22 protein-coding genes are annotated in these 23,639 nt (G+C 45.3%); 11 read left to right on the forward strand and 11 right to left on the reverse strand.

The window, feature by feature from the left end; translation table 11 throughout:
- Positions 1-182: 182 nt before the first annotated feature.
- Both QE390_RS03790 and hemE read left to right on the forward strand, forming a co-directional pair.
- Positions 183-560 (forward strand): hypothetical protein, encoded by a 378-nt coding sequence (locus QE390_RS03790; protein ID WP_307141165.1) that lies wholly within the window; start codon positions 183-185, stop codon positions 558-560.
- Complete coding sequence (gene hemE, locus QE390_RS03795) at positions 506-1,537, forward strand: uroporphyrinogen decarboxylase (protein WP_307141166.1); 1,032 nt, start codon at positions 506-508, stop codon at positions 1,535-1,537. Before QE390_RS03790 ends, hemE begins: the two co-directional genes overlap by 55 nt.
- Before the next feature lie 71 nt (positions 1,538-1,608).
- Here hemE and QE390_RS03800 read toward each other — a convergent pair whose 3' ends face one another.
- The 6 genes from QE390_RS03800 to QE390_RS03825 form a co-directional block, all read right to left on the reverse strand.
- The gene (locus QE390_RS03800) at positions 1,609-2,589 is read right to left on the reverse strand and encodes a bifunctional heptose 7-phosphate kinase/heptose 1-phosphate adenyltransferase (protein ID WP_198555268.1); all 981 of its coding nucleotides are present in this window, start codon (positions 2,587-2,589) and stop codon (positions 1,609-1,611) included.
- Between the two features lie 83 nt (positions 2,590-2,672).
- The gene (locus QE390_RS03805; protein WP_307141167.1) at positions 2,673-3,296 is read right to left on the reverse strand and encodes a porin family protein; all 624 of its coding nucleotides are present in this window, start codon (positions 3,294-3,296) and stop codon (positions 2,673-2,675) included.
- Positions 3,297-3,459: 163 nt separating this feature from the next.
- On the reverse strand, positions 3,460-4,209 hold the full coding sequence (locus QE390_RS03810) for an outer membrane beta-barrel protein (protein ID WP_106637384.1): 750 nt from the start codon (positions 4,207-4,209) through the stop codon (positions 3,460-3,462).
- A gap of 158 nt (positions 4,210-4,367) precedes the next feature.
- On the reverse strand, positions 4,368-7,442 hold the full coding sequence (locus tag QE390_RS03815) for a PVC-type heme-binding CxxCH protein (RefSeq protein ID WP_307141168.1): 3,075 nt from the start codon (positions 7,440-7,442) through the stop codon (positions 4,368-4,370).
- Positions 7,443-7,531: 89 nt separating this feature from the next.
- Positions 7,532-8,479, reverse strand: a complete 948-nt coding sequence (gene corA / locus QE390_RS03820) for a magnesium/cobalt transporter CorA (protein ID WP_106637383.1) — start codon at positions 8,477-8,479, stop codon at positions 7,532-7,534.
- A 114-nt stretch (positions 8,480-8,593) separates the two neighbouring features.
- Entirely contained in the window at positions 8,594-8,824 is a 231-nt protein-coding gene (locus QE390_RS03825; protein ID WP_307141169.1) for a hypothetical protein, read from the reverse strand.
- Positions 8,825-9,710: 886 nt separating this feature from the next.
- Between QE390_RS03825 and QE390_RS03830 the strand changes: the two genes are divergently transcribed.
- Positions 9,711-10,484, forward strand: a complete 774-nt coding sequence (locus QE390_RS03830; RefSeq protein ID WP_307141170.1) for a hypothetical protein — start codon at positions 9,711-9,713, stop codon at positions 10,482-10,484.
- Positions 10,485-10,521: 37 nt separating this feature from the next.
- Here QE390_RS03830 and QE390_RS03835 read toward each other — a convergent pair whose 3' ends face one another.
- The 3 genes from QE390_RS03835 to tpiA all read right to left on the reverse strand — a co-directional run bounded on the left by QE390_RS03835 (position 10,522) and on the right by tpiA (position 13,766).
- Entirely contained in the window at positions 10,522-11,028 is a 507-nt protein-coding gene (locus QE390_RS03835) for a GNAT family N-acetyltransferase (RefSeq protein WP_106637380.1), read from the reverse strand.
- An 83-nt stretch (positions 11,029-11,111) separates the two neighbouring features.
- Complete coding sequence (locus tag QE390_RS03840; protein ID WP_307141171.1) at positions 11,112-12,626, reverse strand: hypothetical protein; 1,515 nt, start codon at positions 12,624-12,626, stop codon at positions 11,112-11,114.
- Positions 12,627-13,010: 384 nt separating this feature from the next.
- The gene (gene tpiA, locus QE390_RS03845) at positions 13,011-13,766 is read right to left on the reverse strand and encodes a triose-phosphate isomerase (protein ID WP_307141172.1); all 756 of its coding nucleotides are present in this window, start codon (positions 13,764-13,766) and stop codon (positions 13,011-13,013) included.
- Positions 13,767-13,982: 216 nt separating this feature from the next.
- On the opposite strand from tpiA, the gene QE390_RS03850 reads away from it, so the two are divergent.
- The 3 genes from QE390_RS03850 to ispF all read left to right on the forward strand — a co-directional run bounded on the left by QE390_RS03850 (position 13,983) and on the right by ispF (position 16,742).
- A complete protein-coding gene (locus tag QE390_RS03850) occupies positions 13,983-15,230 on the forward strand; it encodes an aspartyl protease family protein (RefSeq protein ID WP_307141173.1) in 1,248 nt (415 codons plus the stop codon).
- A 197-nt stretch (positions 15,231-15,427) separates the two neighbouring features.
- A complete protein-coding gene (locus QE390_RS03855; RefSeq protein ID WP_106637377.1) occupies positions 15,428-16,114 on the forward strand; it encodes a hypothetical protein in 687 nt (228 codons plus the stop codon).
- A 148-nt stretch (positions 16,115-16,262) separates the two neighbouring features.
- Positions 16,263-16,742: a 2-C-methyl-D-erythritol 2,4-cyclodiphosphate synthase gene (gene ispF / locus QE390_RS03860; protein ID WP_106637376.1), complete on the forward strand. Its 480-nt coding sequence runs from the start codon at positions 16,263-16,265 to the stop codon at positions 16,740-16,742.
- Between the two features lie 204 nt (positions 16,743-16,946).
- Here the strand turns inward: ispF and recR are convergent, their stop codons facing one another.
- Positions 16,947-17,555 (reverse strand): recombination mediator RecR, encoded by a 609-nt coding sequence (gene recR / locus QE390_RS03865; RefSeq protein ID WP_307141174.1) that lies wholly within the window; start codon positions 17,553-17,555, stop codon positions 16,947-16,949.
- 101 nt (positions 17,556-17,656) lie between these two features.
- Positions 17,657-17,950, reverse strand: a complete 294-nt coding sequence (locus QE390_RS03870; RefSeq protein WP_369804180.1) for an ATP-dependent Clp protease adaptor ClpS — start codon at positions 17,948-17,950, stop codon at positions 17,657-17,659.
- Between the two features lie 310 nt (positions 17,951-18,260).
- On the opposite strand from QE390_RS03870, the gene QE390_RS03875 reads away from it, so the two are divergent.
- The 5 genes from QE390_RS03875 (at position 18,261) to QE390_RS03895 (ending at position 23,587) form a co-directional block, all read left to right on the forward strand.
- On the forward strand, positions 18,261-19,715 hold the full coding sequence (locus QE390_RS03875) for a sodium:solute symporter (protein ID WP_307141175.1): 1,455 nt from the start codon (positions 18,261-18,263) through the stop codon (positions 19,713-19,715).
- 286 nt (positions 19,716-20,001) lie between these two features.
- Positions 20,002-20,850 (forward strand): hypothetical protein, encoded by an 849-nt coding sequence (locus QE390_RS03880; protein WP_307141176.1) that lies wholly within the window; start codon positions 20,002-20,004, stop codon positions 20,848-20,850.
- A gap of 21 nt (positions 20,851-20,871) precedes the next feature.
- Positions 20,872-21,522, forward strand: coding sequence for a hypothetical protein (locus tag QE390_RS03885; RefSeq protein WP_307141177.1), 651 nt, complete (start codon positions 20,872-20,874; stop codon positions 21,520-21,522).
- Complete coding sequence (locus QE390_RS03890) at positions 21,467-22,414, forward strand: vanadium-dependent haloperoxidase (RefSeq protein WP_307141178.1); 948 nt, start codon at positions 21,467-21,469, stop codon at positions 22,412-22,414. Before QE390_RS03885 ends, QE390_RS03890 begins: the two co-directional genes overlap by 56 nt.
- Before the next feature lie 33 nt (positions 22,415-22,447).
- Positions 22,448-23,587, forward strand: coding sequence for a DUF3179 domain-containing (seleno)protein (locus QE390_RS03895; protein ID WP_307141179.1), 1,140 nt, complete (start codon positions 22,448-22,450; stop codon positions 23,585-23,587).
- Positions 23,588-23,639 lie beyond the last annotated feature (52 nt).

The following is a 23,639-nucleotide window of genomic DNA, read 5'->3' on the forward strand; positions in this document are numbered from 1 at the left end:
CCTTACCAACCACTAGGCTCTTTGTAATAGCTAGTGAAGACACCAGCCAGGGGCGGGAGCATGTAATTATATATGCCCCCCGGATTGTCATCCGGGGCTATCCATATTCAACCCCTCTGGAGTTATACCTCCCATTTCCAAACAACTCGCATCCACCATGGTTGGTGTCCTCACCAACCATTATGCTTTTAGTAAGGGCTGGTGAGGACACCAGCCAGGGCGGGAGTACCTATATACGAAAACACGGGATTGTCATCCAGGTTGATCCTGACCGGGGCTATTACTTTCATTTTAAAACCTCTTCCCTACCTTTACTGGTTTTTCCTTCCCAAACCCCAAACCCCAAACCCCAAACCCCAAACCCCAAACCCCAAACCCCAAACCCCAAACCCCAAACCCCAAACCCCAAACCCCAAACCGCAGCGGCGGCCGCTCTAAACTCTAAACCAACTGAAAACTCTAAACTGAAAACTGAAAACTCTAAACTGAACCTTACCTTTGCGGCATGGAAATTCTTCAGAACGATTTGTTTTTACGAGCGGCTCGCGGCGAACAGGTAGAACGCGTACCCGTTTGGATGATGCGACAGGCAGGACGTATCCTGGCTGAATACCGCGAAGTTCGGGCCAAGGCCGGTAGCTTCATTAACCTTTGCACAACGCCTGAACTGGCAGCCGAAGTAACCATTCAGCCCGTAGATTTGCTGGGCGTAGATGCCGCCATTATCTTTTCCGATATTCTGGTAGTGCCCGAAGCAATGGGCTTACCTTATGAAATGATTGAAGCCCGTGGCCCCGTTTTTCCGACTACGGTTCAGACCTTGCAGGACGTTGAGAAGCTAAAAGAAGTCGATCCTGAGGTAGAGTTGAAGTATGTGCTGGATGCCATCCGCATCACCAAAAAAGAATTAAACGGTCGGGTTCCGCTCATTGGTTTTGCCGGAGCTCCCTTCACCATTCTTTGTTACATGATTGAAGGGAAAGGTTCGAAAACATTCTCAGTAGCCAAGAAATACCTTTACGCCGAGCCCGAGCTTTCGCACAAGCTTCTGCAAAAAATTACGGATACCACGATTGCCTACTTAAAAGCTCAGGTAGCGGCTGGGGCCAATTTGGTGCAGTTGTTTGACTCCTGGGCGGGCATTCTTTCGCCTCAACAATACCGGGAATTTTCATTGCCTTATATCTCTCAGATTTGTGACGCATTGCAGGCGTTGGTCCCCGTTACGGTATTTGCCAAAGGAGCTTTCTTTGCTCGGCGGGAAATGAATGCGTTGAATTGTTCGGTAGTAGGCCTCGACTGGAATATGGACATTGCCGAAAGTCGCGAAATGATCCCTTCGAAAGTATTACAGGGTAACCTGGACCCTTGTGTGCTTTACGGCAGTTTCTCGGAAATTAAGAAGCAAACACTAGAGATGCTCCGGCAGTTTGGCGGCCAAAAGCACATTGCTAATCTCGGCCACGGGGTATATCCCGACACCAATCCTGATAAAGTGCGTTGCTTTATTGATACCGTAAAGGAATATCAATTTTAAAAGGAATAAATAACAGAAGGGTTGAATGATAGTACCAATTCTATCATTCAACCCTTCTGTTATTCATAACGCTACAAATTAGCTACTAAAGCTTCGGCTAGTAAGAGCGATTTGTTAATAGGTACTACGCCCACTTCTTCACACACCAGCCCACCACCTAAATTAGACAGACCAGCGATGCGTTGGGGACTTAAGCCTAAGGCCACACAACAGGCGGCAATACTAATTACCGTATCTCCCGCCCCGGAAACATCCGAAATTTGACGAATGTGGGCCGGTAAGTGGCATTTTTCTTCCTTGAAGTCAATATAAACGCCGCGTTCGGAGAGGGTAATAAGCGTTCCATCAAGCGACAGAGCGTCTTTTAATTTCTGAGCAGCCGCTTCCAGTTCTAAAGGAATCCGAACATCAAAACTGATATTGAGTCCTTCGCGTAATTCTTTCAGATTGGGCTTGAAAAGCGTAGTGCCGTGGTAATGTAGGAAATTCCGCTTTTTGGGATCTACAACCGTTGGAATACCGTGCTCTTTTGCAAAACTGACTACCTGCTGAATCAGATCAGCCGAAATAACGCCTTTATCGTAATCTTCGAAGATAATAACCTGACACTGAAGAGCCAGCTCCTTAATTTTCTGCAGGAGACTTGCTTTTTCTTCCGTTGAAATAGGAGCTTCCGTCTCGGTATCAACCCGCACCACCTGCTGGCTTCCAGCAATAATTCGTTCCTTCACCGTTGTAATACGATCCCGGCTGCGAACAATGCCCCGGGTAACTAATCCTTTGCTTTCCAGAAGATTGCATAACTCATCTCCGTACGAATCCGTACCAATCACGGAACAGGCGATGGCCTGGGCTCCCAGAGCTTGAACGTTCAGTAACACGTTTCCAGCCCCACCTAAACGGTATTCCCGCCGCTGGGCTACCACTACGGGTACGGGGGCTTCGGGAGAAATCCGGTCTACCCGACCAAAGACGTAACTGTCAATCATTACGTCTCCAATCACCAATACTTTTAATTCATTGAATGCTTCAAAGACAGCAGGTAATAACATAATATCTAATAAAATAGCTCAGAAACCTTCGCTGAATGATTCTATTCTTGCAATGGGGAAATACGTTCGAGTGACCGCTCAACTTAAAATATATTGTCAAACAAGTAACTGATACTCAGACCAAAGGTTTGGTTCTTCGCATTTTGTGACATTTCTGACACATTCGCCAGTCCTTGCTGATAGAAAGCCGAAAGCTGGAAAAAATCAAACTGCACGCCTATGCCGCCCTGCACGCCATAATCGAATCGCTGTAGATCGTAATTGAAACGAACACTATACTCCGTTTGAGGCTTCCCGCTCTCCCGTTCGATGGTTTTCCCTCCCAATCCACAGGCTACATAACCACCTCCAAACAGCAGAAATTTGGTATTCCTTTCTTCATTACCCAGTTTCAGTGTTACGTTGACGGGTAAATCCAGGTAGTTGAGCGTGGTGCTAGCCCGACGAGTATCCTGCTTAAAATCAGCAATATAACCGCGTTGAACAAAGAGTAAGGTCGGTTGAATAGTCAGATTACCACTGCTGATAAGCGGAATATCAGAACCTAGTCCCGCGTGAAAACCGGCTTTGGAAATTGGGGCATCCAGCTCAGAGCTTAACGCCTGACTCATGCTTGATACATTTCCGCCTGCCTTAAAAACTAACTTGCTCTGAGCCATTGCTCCCAGTGGAGCTAACAGGAATAAGAGCCAGGTAAAGAATTTCATACTAATGAGTTTTGAATGTGGGGTTTAGATTTATCTCAGGTATTAATAGCCAGAATGAGAGATTTGTTTTGAAAAACTCTACTTGTTCTTCTTACCTACTGGCTCATTCCTTAAACCTAAACTATTTCAAAACGCAGTCCTTAAAAAAGTGATGCTAGAAAAGCTAGAAAGCATCATCAAAAAAGTAATTGATAAACAGACCGAACGAACGGTTAGTAATCGAACCACCTGAACCCAGGTTGGAGAGATTGGCTAATCCCTGGCTATAAGTAAGTCCAAAAACGGTATAATTGCGTCGAATACCTACGGCTAAGTTAATGCCGTAATCCAGGCGTTTGAGGTCACTTTTAAAGGGATCTACTTTCCGGGTTAAGTCTCGCTGGTCTGGAATAATTCCGAGATTAGACGAAGTAGAGTCGTGAACAAACTCTACGGTACGGTATCGAATCGTGTTTTTGCCGTACACCCCTAAGCCTACGTAACCTCCCGCAGAAGCATAGAACTTGGTTCTTTCTCCGCCTACTTGCAAGACCAGATCAATGGGAACATCCACATAATGCAGGGAATTCCAGCTTCGATTTCGGGGAACGATGGTAGAGGCCCGGCGAGTATTATCAACTTTACGGTATACCACCTGCTCATCAAATTTCTGCTGCGACCAATAGCCTCGGGGGCTGTAACGCAGGCCGACATTCAGACTTAATAACTTAGGAACAAATTCAATATTGCGGGCAAAGCCAAACGTGAAAGCGGGTTTCAGAACAGGATCTCCGGTATTTTCAACCAGATTACGATTCATATCCGTGCCATTCAGCCCCATTTTAAAGACCCACTTCGGATCGGACTCACGCTGAGCAAATAGTGAAGTGGAAAGTAATGCTAATGAGATACTGAGAAAGCAGATTTTTTTCATGTGAAGGGAATACGACTACGTGTTGGAAACGCAAAGAAACGAAAGGATTTGAGAATGGCGTGCAAATACCCGTCAGATCAATCGCATTTAACTATTTCTAAGAGCGAAAAAACGAGAAGACCGGATCAAGATCCGGCCTTCTCTGACTTATTACTGCTTTATTTCTTTTTTAGGGTCATGAGGTATTCTACCAGATCCGCCAACTCCTGTTTGCTCATATTTTCGTGCAAACCAGCAGGCATCATAGAATCCTGCTGCTGTTTCATGCTCTTCACCTGCGTCATTTTTAAACGCTGGGCAGTTCCTCCGGGGTATTTCAGGTCCAGATCCGATTCGGTTTTACTAGCCACAATACCGACCAGATTGGTTCCGTCTTTCAGTTGAACATTCCAGCCTTCAAATCCAAAACTGATTCCGGCAGAAGGATAAAGAATCGCCATGTACTGGCCTTCCTTGGGTAACTTCGATCCGATCTCGGAAAGTTTAGGTCCAAAATCTGCTCCCTGCCCATTAATCTGATGGCAAACCGCACAGTTTTGAGCGAAGACTTTTACGCCACGTTGCACATCTCCCGATAAGCTTACCATTTCCTCGATTTTAGGAATCGGTTTTCCTACACTGGTTTCGCCACCCAGGTATGTTGCCGCTTCCTTCGGAATAGCTTTACGCCAGGCCGTTGCCACGCCCTGCACTGCATACAGAATATAAGGTTTTTCGATTTTCCCTTCCCGTAGCAAAATCAGAATTCGATCTTCACCCAGCATAGACCCGCCCAAATTCCGAGTTGCTAACTGCCGCAACCATTGAGGCTGGCTCTTGGATAAAGCCAGTTGCTCCATAATTTCAATAGATTCTTTTTTTCCTACTCTACGTAAAGCCGCCAGCGTTTTTCGAGTTTTATCCTCGTCTTTTCCCGCCAAAATCGCTCTCACTGTTTTGCCTCCCCCCTGCTGTAACAATAAATTCATGGCGGTTGAACCGATATGCTCATTGTCAGGATTTAAGGCAATTGCTAATAACTTCCCATTTTCTTCGGGTAAAGCATAGCGAGCTTCATATTCCAGGTACTCCTGCTGACTAAGCGTGGCCATCAACTTCTTCAGCACCGATTTCGCCGCAGGTGTAGCTTTCACAAACTCAGGATCAAGATGACGCAAGGCTAATCTGGTTAACTCCGCCTGACGAGGATTATTCCCGATCAATAGCTTCATCAGAGCATCACTCTTGGCCTTTCCTGTATTGAAATCAAACGCCCGGAAATACCGTAAGCGTTCTTTGGAAAGCGACAAGCGATCATCCGCTGCCAGCTTAGCCAGAAAGGGACTGGCTTTTTCGGTACGGGCCCGCCAAACCAGATCCCGCTCGGCTTTGGTTTCAACGGGGTTTGGGTGACGTTTTAGGTAAGCCGCAAAATAGGAATCCCACTGCTCGTCGGCTCCTACCCCTAAAGCTTCCAGATACCAGCGATCTTGCCCATCATACTTCTCTGCCAGATTGGCCCATAATTCCGCTGCTTCTGGTGACGTCTGATGACGTAGAGCAATAGCACACTCCCGACGAACCTGGGCGGAAGTATCAGCCGATAATTTTTTAATGAAAGGAATAATATCCGCTTTCTGCTGACGAGCCGCCCGTAAACCCGCTATCCGAAGATTCGGATTAGCATCATTCAGGGCTTCTTCAATGACTGCATTGCCTTTCATCTTCGATAAAATCCAGAAAGCACGGGCCCGCATCCGGGGGTTTCCATCCGAATGCCAAAGTTTGGTTAAGGCAGGCACAGCTTCATCTCCCATATGCATCAGGGCATTCCAGGCTTTGTACCGAATTGACATATTCGGGCTTTGCAGGGCGGCTAATGCACTGTTGGGATCTTCGTAGTTATAGGAAGGAGCCGTATAAGGCCGCCCCTGGGGAGCTACGCGATACACACGACCACGCGTCTGGTCACCCGCCTGGTGCCCGCCTACGCCAGGATCGTACCAATCGGCAATGAGGATAGACCCGTCAGGAGCTATACACACATCCGCCGGACGAAACCAGCTATCCCCTTCGTTTTTAAGAATATTCTCAATGGAAGCCGAATAACCTGCCCCATCAGCCTTGACGGGATAACTCCGAACTACGTTATGCCCCGGTTCAGCATGAATCATCTGATTGCGATACACTTCCGGTAAAAGGTTACCTTCGTAGATGACCATTCCGGTGGGTGAACCACTACCCGTTTGTAATAAATTGGGGACCACGCCGGGATCGTTTAAATGCCAGTGACGATACGGAATTTCTTCTTCCATATTGGTGCGATAGGCTGGCCAGTTTGCTCCTGTCACTTCATCGGTATAGCCATAATTTCCCCCTTCGAGGACGTAATTGATCCGAACGCCTTTATTGCCATCGTCATCATTATCCGACTGCCAGACGGTGCCGTAACTATCCACCGCTAACTCAAAGGGATTACGGAAGTTGTGAGCCAATACCTCTACATTCTTGAAATCGGCATCACAGCGGAAGGCTACGCCCTGTTTGAGCTTACTCTTATTGCCCGTTTGAATAGGGTTACCAAACGGATCTTTAATAAGGTTACCCTGAGCGTCTTTGAGCTGTTTGCCTTCATTTCCGAAATTGAAATAAAACTTCCCGTCGGGGCCAAACACAAATGTGTGCATGCCGTGATCGTGTTGCTCGCCTTCAATACCCTGAAAAATGATGGTCTTTTTATCGGCTTTATCGTCGCCATCGGTGTCCTCAAATAACCATACGTAAGGGCTTTGCGATACAATGGCTTTATTGCCCAGCACCAGAATTCCCAGCGGGGCATTTAATTCAGGTCCCTGATACCAGACTTTCTGAACATCAGCCTTTCCATCTCCATTGGTGTCTTCTAGAATGATTATTCGGTCACCCTTGTCTGTGGTAGGATTCCCGTTAATAGCTGGGCGGTAATTATACGCTTCCGTAATCCAGACTCTTCCCCTTTCATCAATATCCATATTGGTAGGATTTTGAAGCATGGGTTCCGTCGCGAACGTTCTGACTTCCAGCTCATGCGAAGCTTTCAGCGTTTTTAACGCATTTTCGGGTAACCGTTTCTGTGCATCCGTCAGAACAGAATCCATCAATGCATTGATCGTTCGGGCAATCGGATGTTGCTGAGCTGCCGTCAGCGAAAGCATTAATCCGCCCACCGACAGCACCAGCCCCCAGCGAAGGGGATGAGAACTATTTCCTTTCATAGTATCAATAAGTGTTTAGAAGTCACCTAAGCTTTTACATATAATTCGAGGAATTATACCCTTTACTTACTGAAAATAATTCTGAATTATTAAATCCAGTGTTTACGCCGGAACCAGCCCAAAACGGCCACCGAAGAAAAGAGCATCATTGCCAATGACAACCAGAAACCAAACGCATGACCAGTGGTCGGAATGGTATCAAAGTTCATCCCGAAAATACCCGCGATGAGCGTGGGCGGCATAAACACGATGGTTACTACCGTAAAGATTTTAATGATCTGGTTTTGTTCCAGATTGACTAGACCCATAAAGGTATTTTGCAGATATTCCAGTCGCTCAAAATTGAACGTCGAATATTCCAACAGGGAGCTAATATCCTTAAGAATCAGCCGTAAACGCTCACGATGTGAATCAGGGAAGAGAGAGCTTCGGTGAATGTTGGAAAGTACCCGCTGCTTATCAATAATAGTTTCCCGCAGCAACATCGTATTTTCCTGCAGCGTATTGATCCGAATCAGTAACTCCTGGCGGGGCTTCTGATCAGCAGTTAGTGATTTTGACAATAAAGACACATCCCGGGAGATTGATTCCAGCAAATCTGCATCCGTCTCAATCCGGGTTTCGAGTAAAAGGATCATGATGTCGGCCCCCGTCTGAAAGGTTTCATCACCCGTTACCTTCATCCGTTTCACAGTATCAGCGAAGGTCTTGGAATCCCCCCGACGGTACGTAAAAAGAACGCCGTTTCTTAAAATCATAGAAACAGGATAGGTGCGAAATCCTTCCGAGTCCAGACTCAGAAAGTTCGAGTTGGCATTCAGAGAATCGTTTTGCTCAAAAAATCGGGCAGAACTCTCAATTTCAACAATTTCCTGGGGGGTTTGAAAACTTACCATGTACTTGTTTTCTACCCACTCTTCTTCTTCCTGATTAGCCGACTGCAAGTCGATCCAGATCACATTTTGCAGGTGACCTAGTTCCTTTACATCGTTTTCTTTCCGAATCTGCTTCCCGTCTTTATAGTAAATTCTAACCACGTTGCTGCCTGTTATACTCGTTTGTTCTTCAAAACAAACAACTTGTCACGACAGAAACAACCCCCTACTGAGGCTTTACTATTTTCAAATGGTAATCGACTCCGTTCTGAGGGCTCAGTTGAAGCTCAAAAAGTCGGTGAAATAGACCAGCTCAATGTCAAAAAGAAGATTACTGCCCTGACAAATGGCATCCGTAGAAATGGCAATACACGGATAATGATGAGGTTTAGGTAAGGGAAGCCATTCAGGAACCTGATGACCCGGCCAGGCTTTTTCGTAGGTCCCACTTAAAGCTAAAAGGTGTTTTAGATACTCTTCTTTGGTTTTGACGAGTTTTTTTTTCATACTAATTTAATATAGGCGGATACCAGGATTAATAAAAAAGCCCAGCCCTTATGGGGCTGGGCCTTAGTTGCAAGAGTAGGTTAATTCAGCGAATTTTGTAATGTAACTGCTGGCATCTTTCGCGTCGAAACCAACAATGGGGGACATGATTAAAACTTTACCAAATAAATTCTACTTATAAATCCAATAATTACTATACTATTAAATTAAAGAATGTTTATAAGTAAAACTCGTTTGATGAATCAATCTAAATACTTTATTAAAACTGACGGTTATTTAACTTTTACAAATTAATTAAACATTTTTTACAAAAACCAAGTTTAACTAATTATTCTATTTATCTAGGTGAGTTGTCATATCAAATATTCCACCCTCTCCCTATAACTATCACTAATAGACACCCTAAGAATTTCTACTTGCTAAAGTGACACAAAAAACGGCATTACAAACCCACAATTACAATTTTCAGCTATAGACTATGTATAGACAGGGTTATAATTCTGTATTACCTCTATCAATTCTGTAACCTATTACCTGTTACATTATGCCCGCACTTCTAAAAAAAATATTCAAACAAGTTCCAAAAGCTTATTTAAACGATTTTGAAAAACATCGTCAGTATTTAATTCGAAATAGAATTTATTTATTAACGTGGGCTGCTGCTGCTTATTTCATAGAACTAATTATTCTTAATTTTTTAGCTTATCGTAACGGTTCAACTTATGATGATGGAATAAACGGCTATCTTATTTATTCTCAGTTTCTAATTTTATTATGTATTATTTCTGCTATTTATACCTTATCTAACTGGCCTAAAGATGGTCAATTATTAGCAGGTAAAACACGATATGTTTATTACTTTAATCTAATCATTACCTGTTCTTACTTGTTTATTCGATCCTTGCTGGTTTATCAAGCCCGGCAAAGTATTGTCTTTTACATTGTATCGCTCATCACCTGTCAGGTTATCTTCTTTACTGACTGGAAGCCCCGCCTGATCATTTCACTGATAGGTGTTACTTCTATGGTGCTGATGGTTCACTCCATTCCGCTGGATAATTCCCGGGAACAGATCATTCGGATGTTCGAATGCACAGGGATGACGGTTATGCTTTTCATTGCCTCCACGCATTTTTATAACATCGAAGTGCAATCTTTTTTGCACTTGCATGTCATTAATCAGCAGAATTCAAAACTGAGTACTTATACCAAGTTACTGGAAAAGGAGAAAGAACAGCGGGAAGAAGAACTGGAACAACGCAGTCGAGAGTTGACGAGTTATACCCTTCAGGAAGTAAAGTCCAGCCGTTTTCTGGAGGAAATCCGACAAACGATTTTACAGGAGAAAGCGGGTGACATTCGAAAAATACCTCAACTGATTACGAATCATCTGCACGGTGAAGCCAAATGGAGTTACTTCAGGGATGTATTTGAAAACGTACATCCCGATTTTTTTAATCGAATTACTGCTCAGTTTCCATCGTTAAATCCGAATGATATTCGTCTGATGGCTTTACTGAAAATGAATCTTAGTACCAAAGAAATTGCGGATATTCTGGGCATTTCTCCACAAAGTGCCAATACAGCCCGGTATCGACTCCGAAAAAGGTTAAACCTGAAACCTGAAGATGAGCTGGAGACACTGATCAGAAATCTATAACTGAAAAAGACGTTGCTGCCACAACGTCTTCCATTCCCTAGCGACTTAGCTCCCAACGCCACATGATTCCATCCTGGGCGTGTTCCACTTCTCCTATTTTCTTAAAGCCCACTTTCGTGAGCACTTTCGTCGAAGAGTTTTCTTCGGTCAGGGTGTGGGCTACGATGAGATGAACTTCAGGAAAAGTAAAGGCATAGTCCACCAGGGCATTGGCTGTTTCGGTAGCTAAACCTTTCTCACGGTGGCTTGCTTTAATTTCATACCCAATTTCCACTTCTCCTTTTTCGTTGGGCTGGCCTTTATAGCCGCAGCTACCAATGAGCAGGTTATCCGGGCGATAAACAATGAGATGGCCTCCCCACTTTTCCAGCGAAGGGTCTTTTTTAACCTGTTGATAAAACTGAGCAAACGCCGAAGCATTTTCCGTCCAGCGGCGGGGCACGTTGGCTCCTATGACTTGACTTAATACGTTATTTCCAGCCAGAACGGCCTCCCAAAGATTTAGATCACAGGGCAATAGTCGAAGACGGGAAGTTTCTATCATGCAGAATTTTCAGTACGAGTGGGGTGAATATAAAAAAAAAGCGGGAAAGAGCTCTTTCCCGCTTCCGAATGACTCTAAATAACTCAATCCGTAAAAGGTACGAAATCACGGAAAGTACGTTGCAAACTCCGGTCCTGCTGTTCAGCATTCTTAGGCTTGTTACGATCCTGCCAGCCTGCGTCAAGCTCCAGAGCAATCAAATCGTTTACTTTCATGGATGCTTCGAAATCATCCAGATCTTTTGCAAACGCTTGTCCACTAAGATTACGGCGAGCCGATTTAAGGTTGTATTTCCGGGCAAAAATGTCACCCTTGGTTTGAAGTTCGTTTCGCTTTACAATAATCTTGTTTAATTGATCCACTAAGGGGCTGATCGAACGGCCAATTACTTCAGTAGCTTCCAACGTGCCTACAGTCGCAGTTGCGGTTCCACCAATGGTCGGAATTAGGCTTTTCGCTTTGGTATTACTTGGATCAATCGCCAAAGGAGTAATAGCAGTTCCAGCCCCGATACCAGCATTCATTACCGAGCGATTTTTCTTACCTGATTTTGCCCGACGATACAAGCGACTCAATTCATCTTGTTTCTCACTCAACTGAGCAATCAACTCCCAAGCCCGAATTAGGGAGGTACGATACTGCGTATAAAGCTGAATATCCTTTTCCCGTTCATTCACCGCGTTTTCTACAGTCACGTGAACGCGTTTCTCATCTCGCTTCTGACTTTTATCGATCACGAAAAAAGTAACGTTAAAGCCCAGCGTGTCCAGCGGATCTTTTACGAAATCGTAATCGGGCCGCCAGATAAATTCGTACTGTGTATTGGTATTTTTCTTTAAGGCTTCTTTGGGGATCGAGCGGTTATCTGACACAAAGGAAAACTCCTGAATATCCTGGTCACCATTAGGATCGGTCAGATACAAGGCCAGATTCAGCGTAGTGTTTTCCCGTAGCCTAATGTTCTGTGAATTGGGAACGACGGACACCACTGGCGGTAAGTCCATCTGCGTGACGTCTATCTTTAAACGTCCTTTAGTCCGGGCTTTCGTAGGCTGATCTTCCACGTAAAACTCAACGTACAAAGGTGACGTTTTTAGTTTGTTAAACTGGGTTTGAGAAGGTTTCCAGCTAAACTCACCCTGAGCAGATAAACGGGCTCCTTCGGGTAACTGATCCGTGATAGGAATAAAAACCAAGGGATCGTGATCCGGGTCGCGAACTTCGTTAGGGTCAATCTGATACGTATTCTGAACGTTGAATTGTACGTAGAAAGGCTTCAATTCTCCCACCAGTGGGGGACGGTTCACGTGTAATACTCTAAACTCTACGCTTCGGCGAGCTTCTTCTCCTCTATCGTTACTAACTTCAAAAAGCACCGAAAAACCTTTATTCCCCTGAATCCGGTCTACCAGATCGTAACCTGGGGTCCAGTTAAAATAGCCCAGCGAATCGAGCGTCATTCCTTCCAGTTGACCTTCGGGAATATTGAAATGCACCCGCGTGCTGTCCTGGTTAGGTTTGACCTGAATTTTGAATGTAAATGGCTTCCCTTCTTCCAGTACATTCCAGTTTGGAGTGCTGGGAAATATGATTTTCATTCCTGTTTGTCCGGGTACTGATGATTGAGCCTGGCTTACAGCAGACCAGCAAACTGCTACCACAAATAGGACGAAAGAAAGTCTTGTCTTGAAATGCCTTTTCATTGCGGTTATATCATGGCTAAGGTTTATTCCCTCTTGGTACGAACAAAAATGCCATTTATTGCTAATAGAGCGTATTTAGTACTAAAAAGAGGAAACGAGCGTGGCAAAAATAGGAAATTCTGAGTTAGAATAATCGGAAGCCGAAATTGGATTTTTTAAAAATTACGTTCTTAGCAGCTAAATGGTTTACCAGCGACAAAAAAGAATGAGTGATTTTCCAGCAACTGGAGTCCCACTCATTCTTTCAGTTATTCTGTATCAGGCTAGTAGATTTGGTAATTAGATTGCTTTTACAATCTCCACAAAATCACGTGATTTCAGTGAAGCTCCTCCTACCAGACCACCGTCTACGTCAGGGCTGGCAAAGATCTCAGCGGCATTGGCAGCATTCACACTTCCACCGTACTGAATGGTAGTGTTATCAGCTACTTCCTGACCATATTTTCCAGCGATGTGGCTACGAAGAGCCGCATGCATATCCTGAGCCTGCTGAGCAGAAGCCGTCAGTCCCGTTCCAATCGCCCAGATAGGTTCGTAAGCGATAACAATCTGGCCAAACTGTTCCGCTGAAAGGTGAAATAAAGCGTTCGTTAACTGAGTCTGAACGATAGCGATGTAATCTTCATTCTGACGTTGTTCGAGCGATTCGCCGCAACAGAAGATGGGCTTTAGACCATTTTCCAGGGAAATATTTACTTTTTCAGCAAGGATTTCATCCGTTTCTCCAAAGTACTGACGACGCTCACTGTGACCCAGAATGACGTAAGGGATACCCACAGACTTCAGCATAGACGCCGAAATTTCGCCCGTATAAGCTCCAGAAGCTTTCTGATGGCAGTTCTGAGCTCCAATGGAAACACGGCCCGTGGCGTACTGCTGCAAGGTAGATAAATACAGTGAAGGCACGCAAAGAACTACTTCTACGTCACTGGTTACTTCATCGGCAATCATATTAACCACTTCCGAAGTCAGAGCTACTGCTTCGTCAGCTGTTTTGTTCATTTTCCAGTTACCTGCAACAATTTTTTTTCTCATGCTTGAAAAAATATAAAAATCAGAAGAATATTTTTAATTAATCAAATAGTGCCTTTCTGATTCAGGAAAAGCCTTTTTTGGTTATTTATTCAGGCGACGAAAGTAAGGAAAATCCCTGAAAGTGCCGAAATGATCCTCATCATCAAAGCATACCCTCTTGATTATGAGCAAAAAAGCTTCTAAATTAAAGGCAGTTCTGTACTAAATCACGAAGCAATGAAATATGCTCTACCACTCGCACTTTGGTTCGGGCTGGTAATCGGTCTGTCAGAGCTCTGCCAAGCTCAGGAACGATTTGGCCTGCATCTTCAGGGACGTCACAAAACAACCCGAATTCCCTTCGAACTTCACTCTAATCTCATCATTGTCCCCATGAAGGTCAATGATTCTGATACGCTACGCTTTATCCTCGATTCCGGCGTTTCTACCATCCTGATCACTGATCCCAAAGTTCCCGCCGTCCGGCATATGAAACCCGTGCGGCGAGTGCACATTTCCGGGGCCGGTGAAGGGTCCGACCTATCGGCTACAGTCATGGTAGGCAACCGCATTCAAATGGGTTACATGAAAGGCTTCAACCAGAATATTGTAGTGCTGGATCATGATATTCTTCAAATTTCGGAATACGTAGGCATACCCGTTCACGGCATCTTTGGCTACGAGCTATTCAATCAATTTGTGGTTACCATTGATTTTTCCCGCAAGGAGTTAATCCTTGAAGAACCCAGCCATTACCGCTATAAAGCGAAAAAAGGCGATCAGTTTCCTATTACCATCGAAGATGCCAAGCCTTACCTCAACGCCGTCGCTCTGGTCGATAAGAAGCGAACCGTTCCCATCAAAGTCGTGATTGATACCGGAGCGGGCCACGCCCTTTCGCTGGATGTCAATTCCCGCAATCAGATTCCTTTACCTAACAAGGTCATTCGCACGCAGTTGGGCCGAGGACTGAATGGCATTATTAACGGCAGCCTCGGCCGAGTAGAGAAAATTCAGATTGGTCATCTGGAATTGAATAACATCATCGCCTCCTTTCCCGATAGCCTGGCCTACGGCATGAAACTCTCCAAGACCATTGATCGTCAGGGAAATATCGGTTGCGAATTACTCCGGCGATTTAAAGTAACTTTCAATTACCCGCAACGATACATCGTTCTGAAACCCGTGCGGCGAAGAATTCGGGAAGCTTTTGAGCATAACATGAGCGGCATAGACATCGTAGCCAGAGGTTCGCATTTTGATGAATTCATGATTGAACGCGTTGAGCTGAATTCTCCTGCTTCACTGGCGGGGCTTCAGGCTGGAGATCAGCTCATTAGCGTCGATGGCGAGTTCTGCCGATCCATTACCATGTCTGATTTATATAAAATTTTCCAGCGGGGTGAAGGCAAAGAAATCATTATGGCTATCCGTAGGAAAGGCGAACTCCTGGTTACTACTTTAACCTTAAAACGAATTATCTGAGCATTTCTCCTTAATTAACGTATACACTAAAGGGTTCAAACATAGGTTAACCTTCTTGTATAAATCGCTTTATGGTTTAACAAATTAATAATTTCATTAGCCCCTTTTCGTAAATTTCTTAACCTGGAAAAAGGCTAGGCATTAATTTTTATGCCTATTTTTGGTTTAACACAAGTCAACCAAACGCCGCCACGTTTATGAAACTACGTTATCTTCTTCCCTCGATCATCTTCTTGCTGTTAAGTTCTCAGGTTCAGGCCTCTATCGATCCTCCTGGTAAATTCTCTTTTGGCGTACTCGGTGGTACACTGGGATACGGCGGAGAGTTTGGTTACCGCTACAGCGATGACTCACACTGGCAATTTCGCCTGGGTTATACGCACATCGGTTACAAGAAGCCCTTTAACGTTGAGATCAACAAAGATACCAAGGCTCAGTTTTCGCCTTTGGTACGCATGAACCTGGCTCAAATCAAGGCCGATTACCACCCTTCCCTGCACAGTTCTTTCCGCATAACGGGCGGTATCGCTTACCAGATTAATCCCAGATACAGCGTTTTAGGGAGCTCCGAAACGGGTTTAGTTATTGATGATGTCAATATTAACCCGGAAGACTTAGGTCAGGTAGAAATTCGCTTGAAGTGGTGGAAGTTAACCCCTCACCTCGGCATTGGGGTAGGCCGGGCCGTTCCCCGCAAACGCGTAGGTGCTGGTTTTGAATTGGGCTGTTATTACCTCGGAAGTCCTAAAATTGATTTCTGGACGAATGGCTTACTTGACGAAACAACCATCCCCGATCAGATTCCCAAAATTGAGCATAACATGCGTAATTACAGTTTCTTACCCTATTTGCTCGTTTCATTACGCGTTCGTTTAGGCGATTAGATTTTATATACTTTAAAAAAATGGCCGATGATGAATCGGCCATTTTTGTTAGTACTGCTGGGGCCATTCAAGTTATTACCTAAAGTTTTCCGACAAAATCGGGGCTTTGCTTTAGTTTTGCCTTTCAAATTTACCTTAGCTATTCATTATGTCATTTCGAATTGGTCACGGTTACGACGTTCATCAACTGGAAGAAAACCGACCTTTCTGGTTAGGTGGAATTCTGATTCCTCACACGCACGGAGCTAAAGGACATTCAGACGCTGACGTGGTTTGTCATGTCATTTGCGATGCCCTGCTCGGAGCCGCCAACCTGCGTAACATTGGTTACCACTTTTCGGATAAAGATCCGCAGTGGAAAGGCGTTGATTCCAAAGTGCTGTTAAGCCGGGTGCTGGAAATGATCCGTGAAAAGGGATATGAGGTGGGTAACATTGACGTTACTGTCGTGCTTCAGGAGCCTAAACTTAATCCTCACATCCCAACCATGAAGGAGGTATTAGCGAAGGTGATGAACATCTCAGAAGAAGATTTATCCATCAAAGCGACTACTTCCGAGCATTTGGGTTTTGTGGGCAAGAAAGAAGGAATTGCCGCTCACGCCGTTGCCTTAATTGAGCGAAAATAATAAACAATTGAGATGAAATTACGTAGCGACGCAATGCATCTCGTCGAGGCTCTACGTGTACCTCTAAAGAAAGACCCTACCTTCGCCTATGCATTTTTCAGGAGACACAAGCCGTGATTGTGCCTCCTGAAAAATGCTAACAAAAAAATGCCCCAAAGCAGTTACACACTACTTTGAGGCACTCGATTTTCGTCAGCCGTTTTCCTATTCGTAACTCACACGACCAATAATACTTCGGCCCAGTGTAATTTCATCGGCATATTCCAAATCACCGCCAATAGGAATACCCCGGGCGATGGTGGTAATCTTCACGGCATATTGACGCAAGCGTTTCGTTAAATAAAACGACGTAGTATCGCCCTGCATCGTGGGGCTTAAAGCCAGAATTACTTCCCGAATTTCATTTTTCGGGTCAGCCACTCGCTCCATTAAAGATTCAATCTGCAATTCAGCGGGTCCAACGCCCTCGAGTGGGTTAATCAAACCACCCAGTACGTGATATACCCCGCGAAACTGAGCTGTATTTTCAATGGCCAGTACATCGCGGGTATCTTCCACCACGCAAATCAACTGGGCATCCCGACGGGGGTTGGCACAAATCTGGCACAAATCTTCATCAGCAATGGTATGACACTGTCGGCAATAACGCGTCTGCGTACGCATACTAACCAGAGCATCTGCTAGTTGAGATGTTTGCTGTTCTTCGCGTTTGAGCAAATGTAAAGCCAGACGGAGAGCTGTTTTTTTTCCGATTCCCGGAAGTTTACTAATCTCTTCGACGGCGTCTTCAATAAGTTTGGATGGATAATTCAAGAGAAATGCTGGCTAGTTGAATGGCCTGAACTAGTCAAATTCCCGTGGGGAAATACCCCGAAATTTGCTTCCTGACCGGCCCATTCTTACTGTTGATTTTGTTAAACCACTTCGGCACTAATGCCCCGGTTACAAATGGCATTACGCATGGGAGCCAATTCCTCAAAGGCTCCTTTTTTCACTGAACATTTTCCTTTGAAATGAATCAGTATCGTACATTGTTCGGCTTGCTCGGGCGAATGACCGCAGACATCAATGAGGGTATCAATCACCCAGTCAAACGTGTTGACATCGTCATTGAAGACCATCAGATCATGTTCCTGAGTATCTTCCACTTCTTCCAGAACATCTACGCCTTCTTCTTCCCAAGGTTTCGGTAAGGTGTTCATCCACATGGCTATTTCCAGTAAATCAGTTACTTAATGAGAACAAATTTAACCTTTATAACCCGCATCCCCAACCGAAGGTTCATAGAAGTTTTAGATTCTTAGTTAAATAAAAACAATTGATGAAAAACGAAATTCGTGAGCTTGACAACCGCTTCTTTACTCGACTCTACCTAAGCCTTTTACACGGCCTAATTGCCGTTCTTGAGCCTTTCCCAAAACTTCAATTTTGCCGTTCTCCTATCGCTTTTGCAAATATTTGGTCATATTTAAGGCTTATTTACGTTAGGTACCTCTATTACTCGTCCCTGTTTCATTCATGAATGCTTACCTGGCTCTTGCTATTCTCCTGGGTTATTTTGCAGTGCTGGTGGCCGTTTCGTTCTATACTTCCCGCGGAGCCGACACACACACGTTTTTTACCGCCAACAAACAATCGCCCTGGTATCTGGTGGCGTTTGGAATGATTGGCACTTCGCTTTCCGGGGTTACCTTCATTTCCGTTCCGGGGAATGTGAGTACCTCCCAATTCACGTATTTTCAGGTAATCCTGGGTTATTTAGTGGGTTACTTCGTCATCGCCACGGTACTCATGCCCATGTATTACCGGCTGAACCTGATCTCGATTTATACCTATCTGGACAAAAGGTTTGGGTTCTGGTCGTATAAAACCGGGGCGGGCTTTTTCCTGCTTTCCCGAACGGTGGGTTCGGCGGGACGGATGTTTATTGCCGTGCAGGTATTGCAACTGGCCATTTTTGATCGTTTCGGTATTCCTTTTGAGGGAACGGTCGTTTTCGCCATTCTCCTCATCTGGATTTATACCTTCAAAGGCGGTGTTAAAACCATCATCATTACGGATACGCTCCAGACCTTTTTTCTGGTCACTGCTGTTTTCCTCACCGTTTTCCTGATTGCCAAACAGTTAAATCTGGATTTTGGCTCGCTCTGGACGACCGTTCAATCCAAGAGTTACTCTAAAGTTTTTGTGTGGGACTGGGCTCCCAAGAATAACTTCTTCAAAGATTTCGTTTCTGGAGCTTTCATTGCCATCGTAATGACGGGATTGGATCAGGATTTGATGCAGAAAAACCTCACGTGCAAGAATATCGGAGAAGCTCAGAAAAACATCCTCTGGTTTTGCGTCGTGCTGGTAATCGTGAACTTTGCGTTCCTGAATCTGGGAGCATTATTACTGGTCTATTCTGAACAAATGGGTATTGCCATTCCGGCCAAATCAGATGATTTATATCCGATGCTGGCATTGGGTAATCACTTCGGACCTATTGCAGCCATTACATTCCTGTTGGGCATTACCGCTGCTACCTACGCCAGCTCCGACTCCGCTCTGACGGCCCTTACTACTTCGTTCTGCATTGATTTTCTGAATATTGAGAATTACCCCGAAAAACAACGCCAACGCATCAAGACCTGGGTTCACCTGATGTTTTCGTTTCTATTCCTGCTGGTGATTATCCTCTTCAAACAGCTCAACAGCCAGTCTATGATTCGGACGATTTTTGACCTGGCTGGTTATACGTACGGGCCTTTGCTGGGTTTGTATACGTTCGGGCTTTACACCAAATGGTCCGTGAAAGATCGTTATGTGCCTTTTGTCTGTCTAATCTCTCCCCTCGTCACGTACATTTTGGTGGATCATTCGCAGGAGTGGTTTCACTATATCTTCGGTTTCGAAAAGCTATTGTTGAACGGACTGCTTACTTTCGGCGGATTATTACTACTTAAAAAGCCCCAACGCGAATTATCTTTCTAAACATTACTCTGCTAAATCTGAGTAAAAACGCTATTTCTCTATCATTTGAAGGGGAATAGCGTTTTTTTTTGAAATATACCTTGCTTAAAATTTGTTTTTCAAAGACTTACGCCCCTTCGTTATATTCAAACTGTATAGTATCTTTAAACCCAAATTTTAAGTATTCACTCCCCCAAAATCATACTATATGCCTTTTTTTACTCATCTAAGATCACTTAGATTAGGGATATGGGCTACTCTCCTGTGGGCTAGTAGCCTTTACGCACAAACTCCCACCGACGGAATCATGATGGGTAAAACCCTGATTTGTAACGTTGCCAGTTATTCCAACAGTCAATGGGATCAGTATTGGGAAGGCACGCTTAAACGCCGCAACGCCAACCTTGGCACCTTTACTAGTCAGAACGTCATGTTGATGAGTGCGTACGGGCTCACCAAAAATCTCAACATTATGGCCGGATTACCCTACATCTGGAATAAGTCCGACGGAGGGCACTTTTCTCGTCAGGAAGGTATTCAGGATCTTTCGCTGTGGTTAAAATACCGGCCTTTAAAAGCAGAAACTTCCATCGGCACTTTTGGCTTAATGGCCACGGGCGGCGTCTCTATTCCGATGAACACCTATATCCCTGACATGTTGCCTTACTCGATTGGTCTTCGTTCGAAAACGGCGTCAATCAAAGGTATTTTTCATTACAAAATCAAAGGCATTTACCTGACCGCTCACGGAGGGTACATTCGCCGCAGTAATATCCAAATTGACCGCGATTCTTATCAGGCGGGTGGCAAAGTGTATGATACCCATGAAGTGGCCGTGCCGGATGTAGTAGATGCTTCGGCTCGTTTAGGTTACATAAACAAATACGTTCAGGTAGAAGGCTTTATCGAGAACATGACTAGTCAGAGCGGCGATGATATTCGTCGGCAGGACATGCCCTTTCCTACCAACCGCATGAATCAGACTTCGCTGGGTGGTATGGCCAAGGTTCATTTATACCTGAAAAACGGGACGTTCTTTTCGCTCTTCGGTCAGTATGGTCAGGTAACGGCAGGACGAAACGTAGGTCAGGCCCGAATGTATACCGTGGGTATTCAGCATACGTTTAGTGTGACAGGTCAAAAAATCATTATGTAAGCCCTTATGACTCTCCTAACCATGCCTTATAAATTTCTACGATTGTTAACCCTGGCCGGGTCAGTACTTTTTCTGGCTAGTTGCGATAAAAGCGTTGAACAGCCTACGCTGGAAGTGTATGAGCCTGCCGGGCTCGACGAAAATGGGGGCCAGTGGAAAACCATTGTGCTGAGCTCTACCGACGAGGTAACCGTTTCTGCTCCACAAGCCCTCGAATCCTCCAGCTATAAAGCTGAACTTCAGTCCTTAAAAGATTTAAAAATTACACCAGAACAACAAAAAACGGTTGATTTCTGGGCTGTTGGTGGCGTTTATCGCTGGAACGAAATAGCCCGGACGCTGGCGGCTAATTATAACCTCCCACCGGTATACGACGAAATTCAGAAGAAATATCCCGTCCCCGATCCCGCGAACCCAAAGGCCGAACCTAAATTTCCCTTTTGCAACCCTCCGTATGCTTCCCGGATGTTTGCCTATCTGGGCGTAGCCCAGTACGATGCTTTGGTAGCGGCCTGGAAGTATAAATACCAATACAGTCGCCTGGCTCCTTCGAAAGTAGATGCCAGTATTACTGCTACTTTACCCGTCAGCAGTTTACCTTCCTACCCTTCCGAAGATGCGGTGGTGGCGGGCGGCTTCGCTGGAAATTTTGAAGGTGATGTTCCCCGGTGAAGTGGATAAACTCAATGCTTATTACGAAGCCCACCGTAACAGCCGGATCTGGGGCAAAGCCAATGTTCAGAGCGACCTGGATGCGGGTGAAGCTTTAGGAAAAGCCATAGCTGCCAAGGTAATCGCCCGAGCCAAAACCGATGGTATGGGAGCAGCCAATAATCAGTCGGCAGTTCCGGCTATGATCTCTGCTGCCAAAGCTCGTGGACTGAAAACGGAATGGGTAAGTCTGGATGCACCAGCCCGGCCACCGATGTTGCCCACCTTTGGTAATGTGAAAACCTGGAATTTCAACGAAACTCAAAAAGTAGCCATGCGGCCCAGCCCGCCGCCAGCTTTGGGATCGGCAGGTTTTGAAAAAGACCTTCAGGAGCTACGTGGGATGGGCAAAACCCTGACCCGCGAGCAACACCGCATCGCTTCCTACTGGTCGGACGGCGTGGGCAGTTTCACCCCTCCCGGACACTGGAATCGCGAAGCCGCTAACCTGACTCGCAAGTATAAAGAAAATGAGTTACGGGCTGCCCGTACCATGGCTTTGGTAGGCACTTCGTTAATGGATGCCGGTATTGCCTGCTGGGATACGAAGTTTTATTATTATACCCCACGGCCCTTTCAGGTTGACCATGCGGTACGCTCAACGATTGGCACACCAAACTTCCCCAGCTTCACTTCTGGTCATTCAACGTTCTCGGGAGCAGCATCTACCGTTTTAGCCTACCTGTTTCCGAACGAAGCTGATGCCATGATGGTTCTAGCCAATGAAGCCTCTATATCCCGGATTTATGGCTGTATTCACTACCGCTCGGATTCGGAAGTAGGATTAACACATGGAAATGCCGTCGGTCAGTACGCCATTAAGCGAGCTCAAAGTGACGGAGCCGGGCGTTAAGTCACTGATTAATTTTCATTACCCTTGCTCACTATGAAGATTTTATTTTATGCTGGATTAGTCGGTCTGGTATTATTTGAGTTAATGCACATTTATTTCATTATGCCGCTGCCCGGCAGTCAGGAAATGCCCCACTTGGAAGTGGCTTATTTTCTTAACCGCTGGCAGTGGTCCTTTCGCGTTGGGGCTGCATTATTAATTTTAATCGGTGTTATCCCAACGTTTACGGCTTACGGTAAAAAATGGATCCCCATCCTTTCTATGCTTCTTACTGCCGTACTCGTTTCATTGATTCACTATAAATTGGACGCGGCAGAACTCTTTCATGAGCCGGATATGGTTCAGTTAGCCCCCGCCTCTGGTAATCACGTCGATCCTAAACATTTGGTTCTTGGTGTGGTGATGGGTAAGGAAGCCCGGGCTTATCCTATTCCGTTTCTCGCCTATCACCATCAGGTTCGCGATACCGTTGCCGGAACGCCCATCCTGGTTACCTATTGCTCCGTTTGTCGGACAGGACGTGTGTTTAGTTCGCTCGTGGACGGTCAGCCTGAAACGTTCCGGCTGGTGGGTATGGATCATTACAATGCTCTTTTTGAAGATACCCATACGCATAGCTGGTGGCGACAAGCTAACGGGGAAGCCGTGATTGGTTCATTAACCGGAACGCATTTACCCGAAGTGTTAAGCCAGCAGGCAACCCTGGGCGAATGGTTAACGCTGCATCCCAACAGTCTGATTTTCCAAGGTGATCCTGCGTATGCAGCTCAGTATGAAACGGATTTCAAGTATGAAGAAGGCACAAAGACGGATGAGTTAACAGGAACCGATCATCAATCCTGGCACGATAAATCCTGGGTAGTGGGGATTGACGCAGGTCAGGCATCGAAAGCTTACGACTGGAAACGTCTAAAAAATCAGCATGTGATTAATGATGTCGTGGGTAACGTTCCCGTCTTGCTCGTGCTGGCTAAAGATAATGCCAGCTTTTTCGCCTATCAGCGACCCGACGTGAATACCACCTATCACCTCGAAAAAGATTCACTCATTACTACTGGCCATGCCTATGATCTGGCGGGACGTTCGTCTTCGGGACGTTTGCGACCTCTGCTGGCTTCTCAGGAATTCTGGCATAGCTGGCGAACGTTTCATCCCAAAACCGAGAGGTATTAACTTTTCTAACGGCTGAAAAATTAGAAACTTCAGCCGTTTTTTTCATCTTATT

This window comes from Siphonobacter sp. SORGH_AS_1065 (assembly GCF_030818595.1).
In the GTDB taxonomy this organism is placed as follows: domain Bacteria; phylum Bacteroidota; class Bacteroidia; order Cytophagales; family Spirosomataceae; genus Siphonobacter.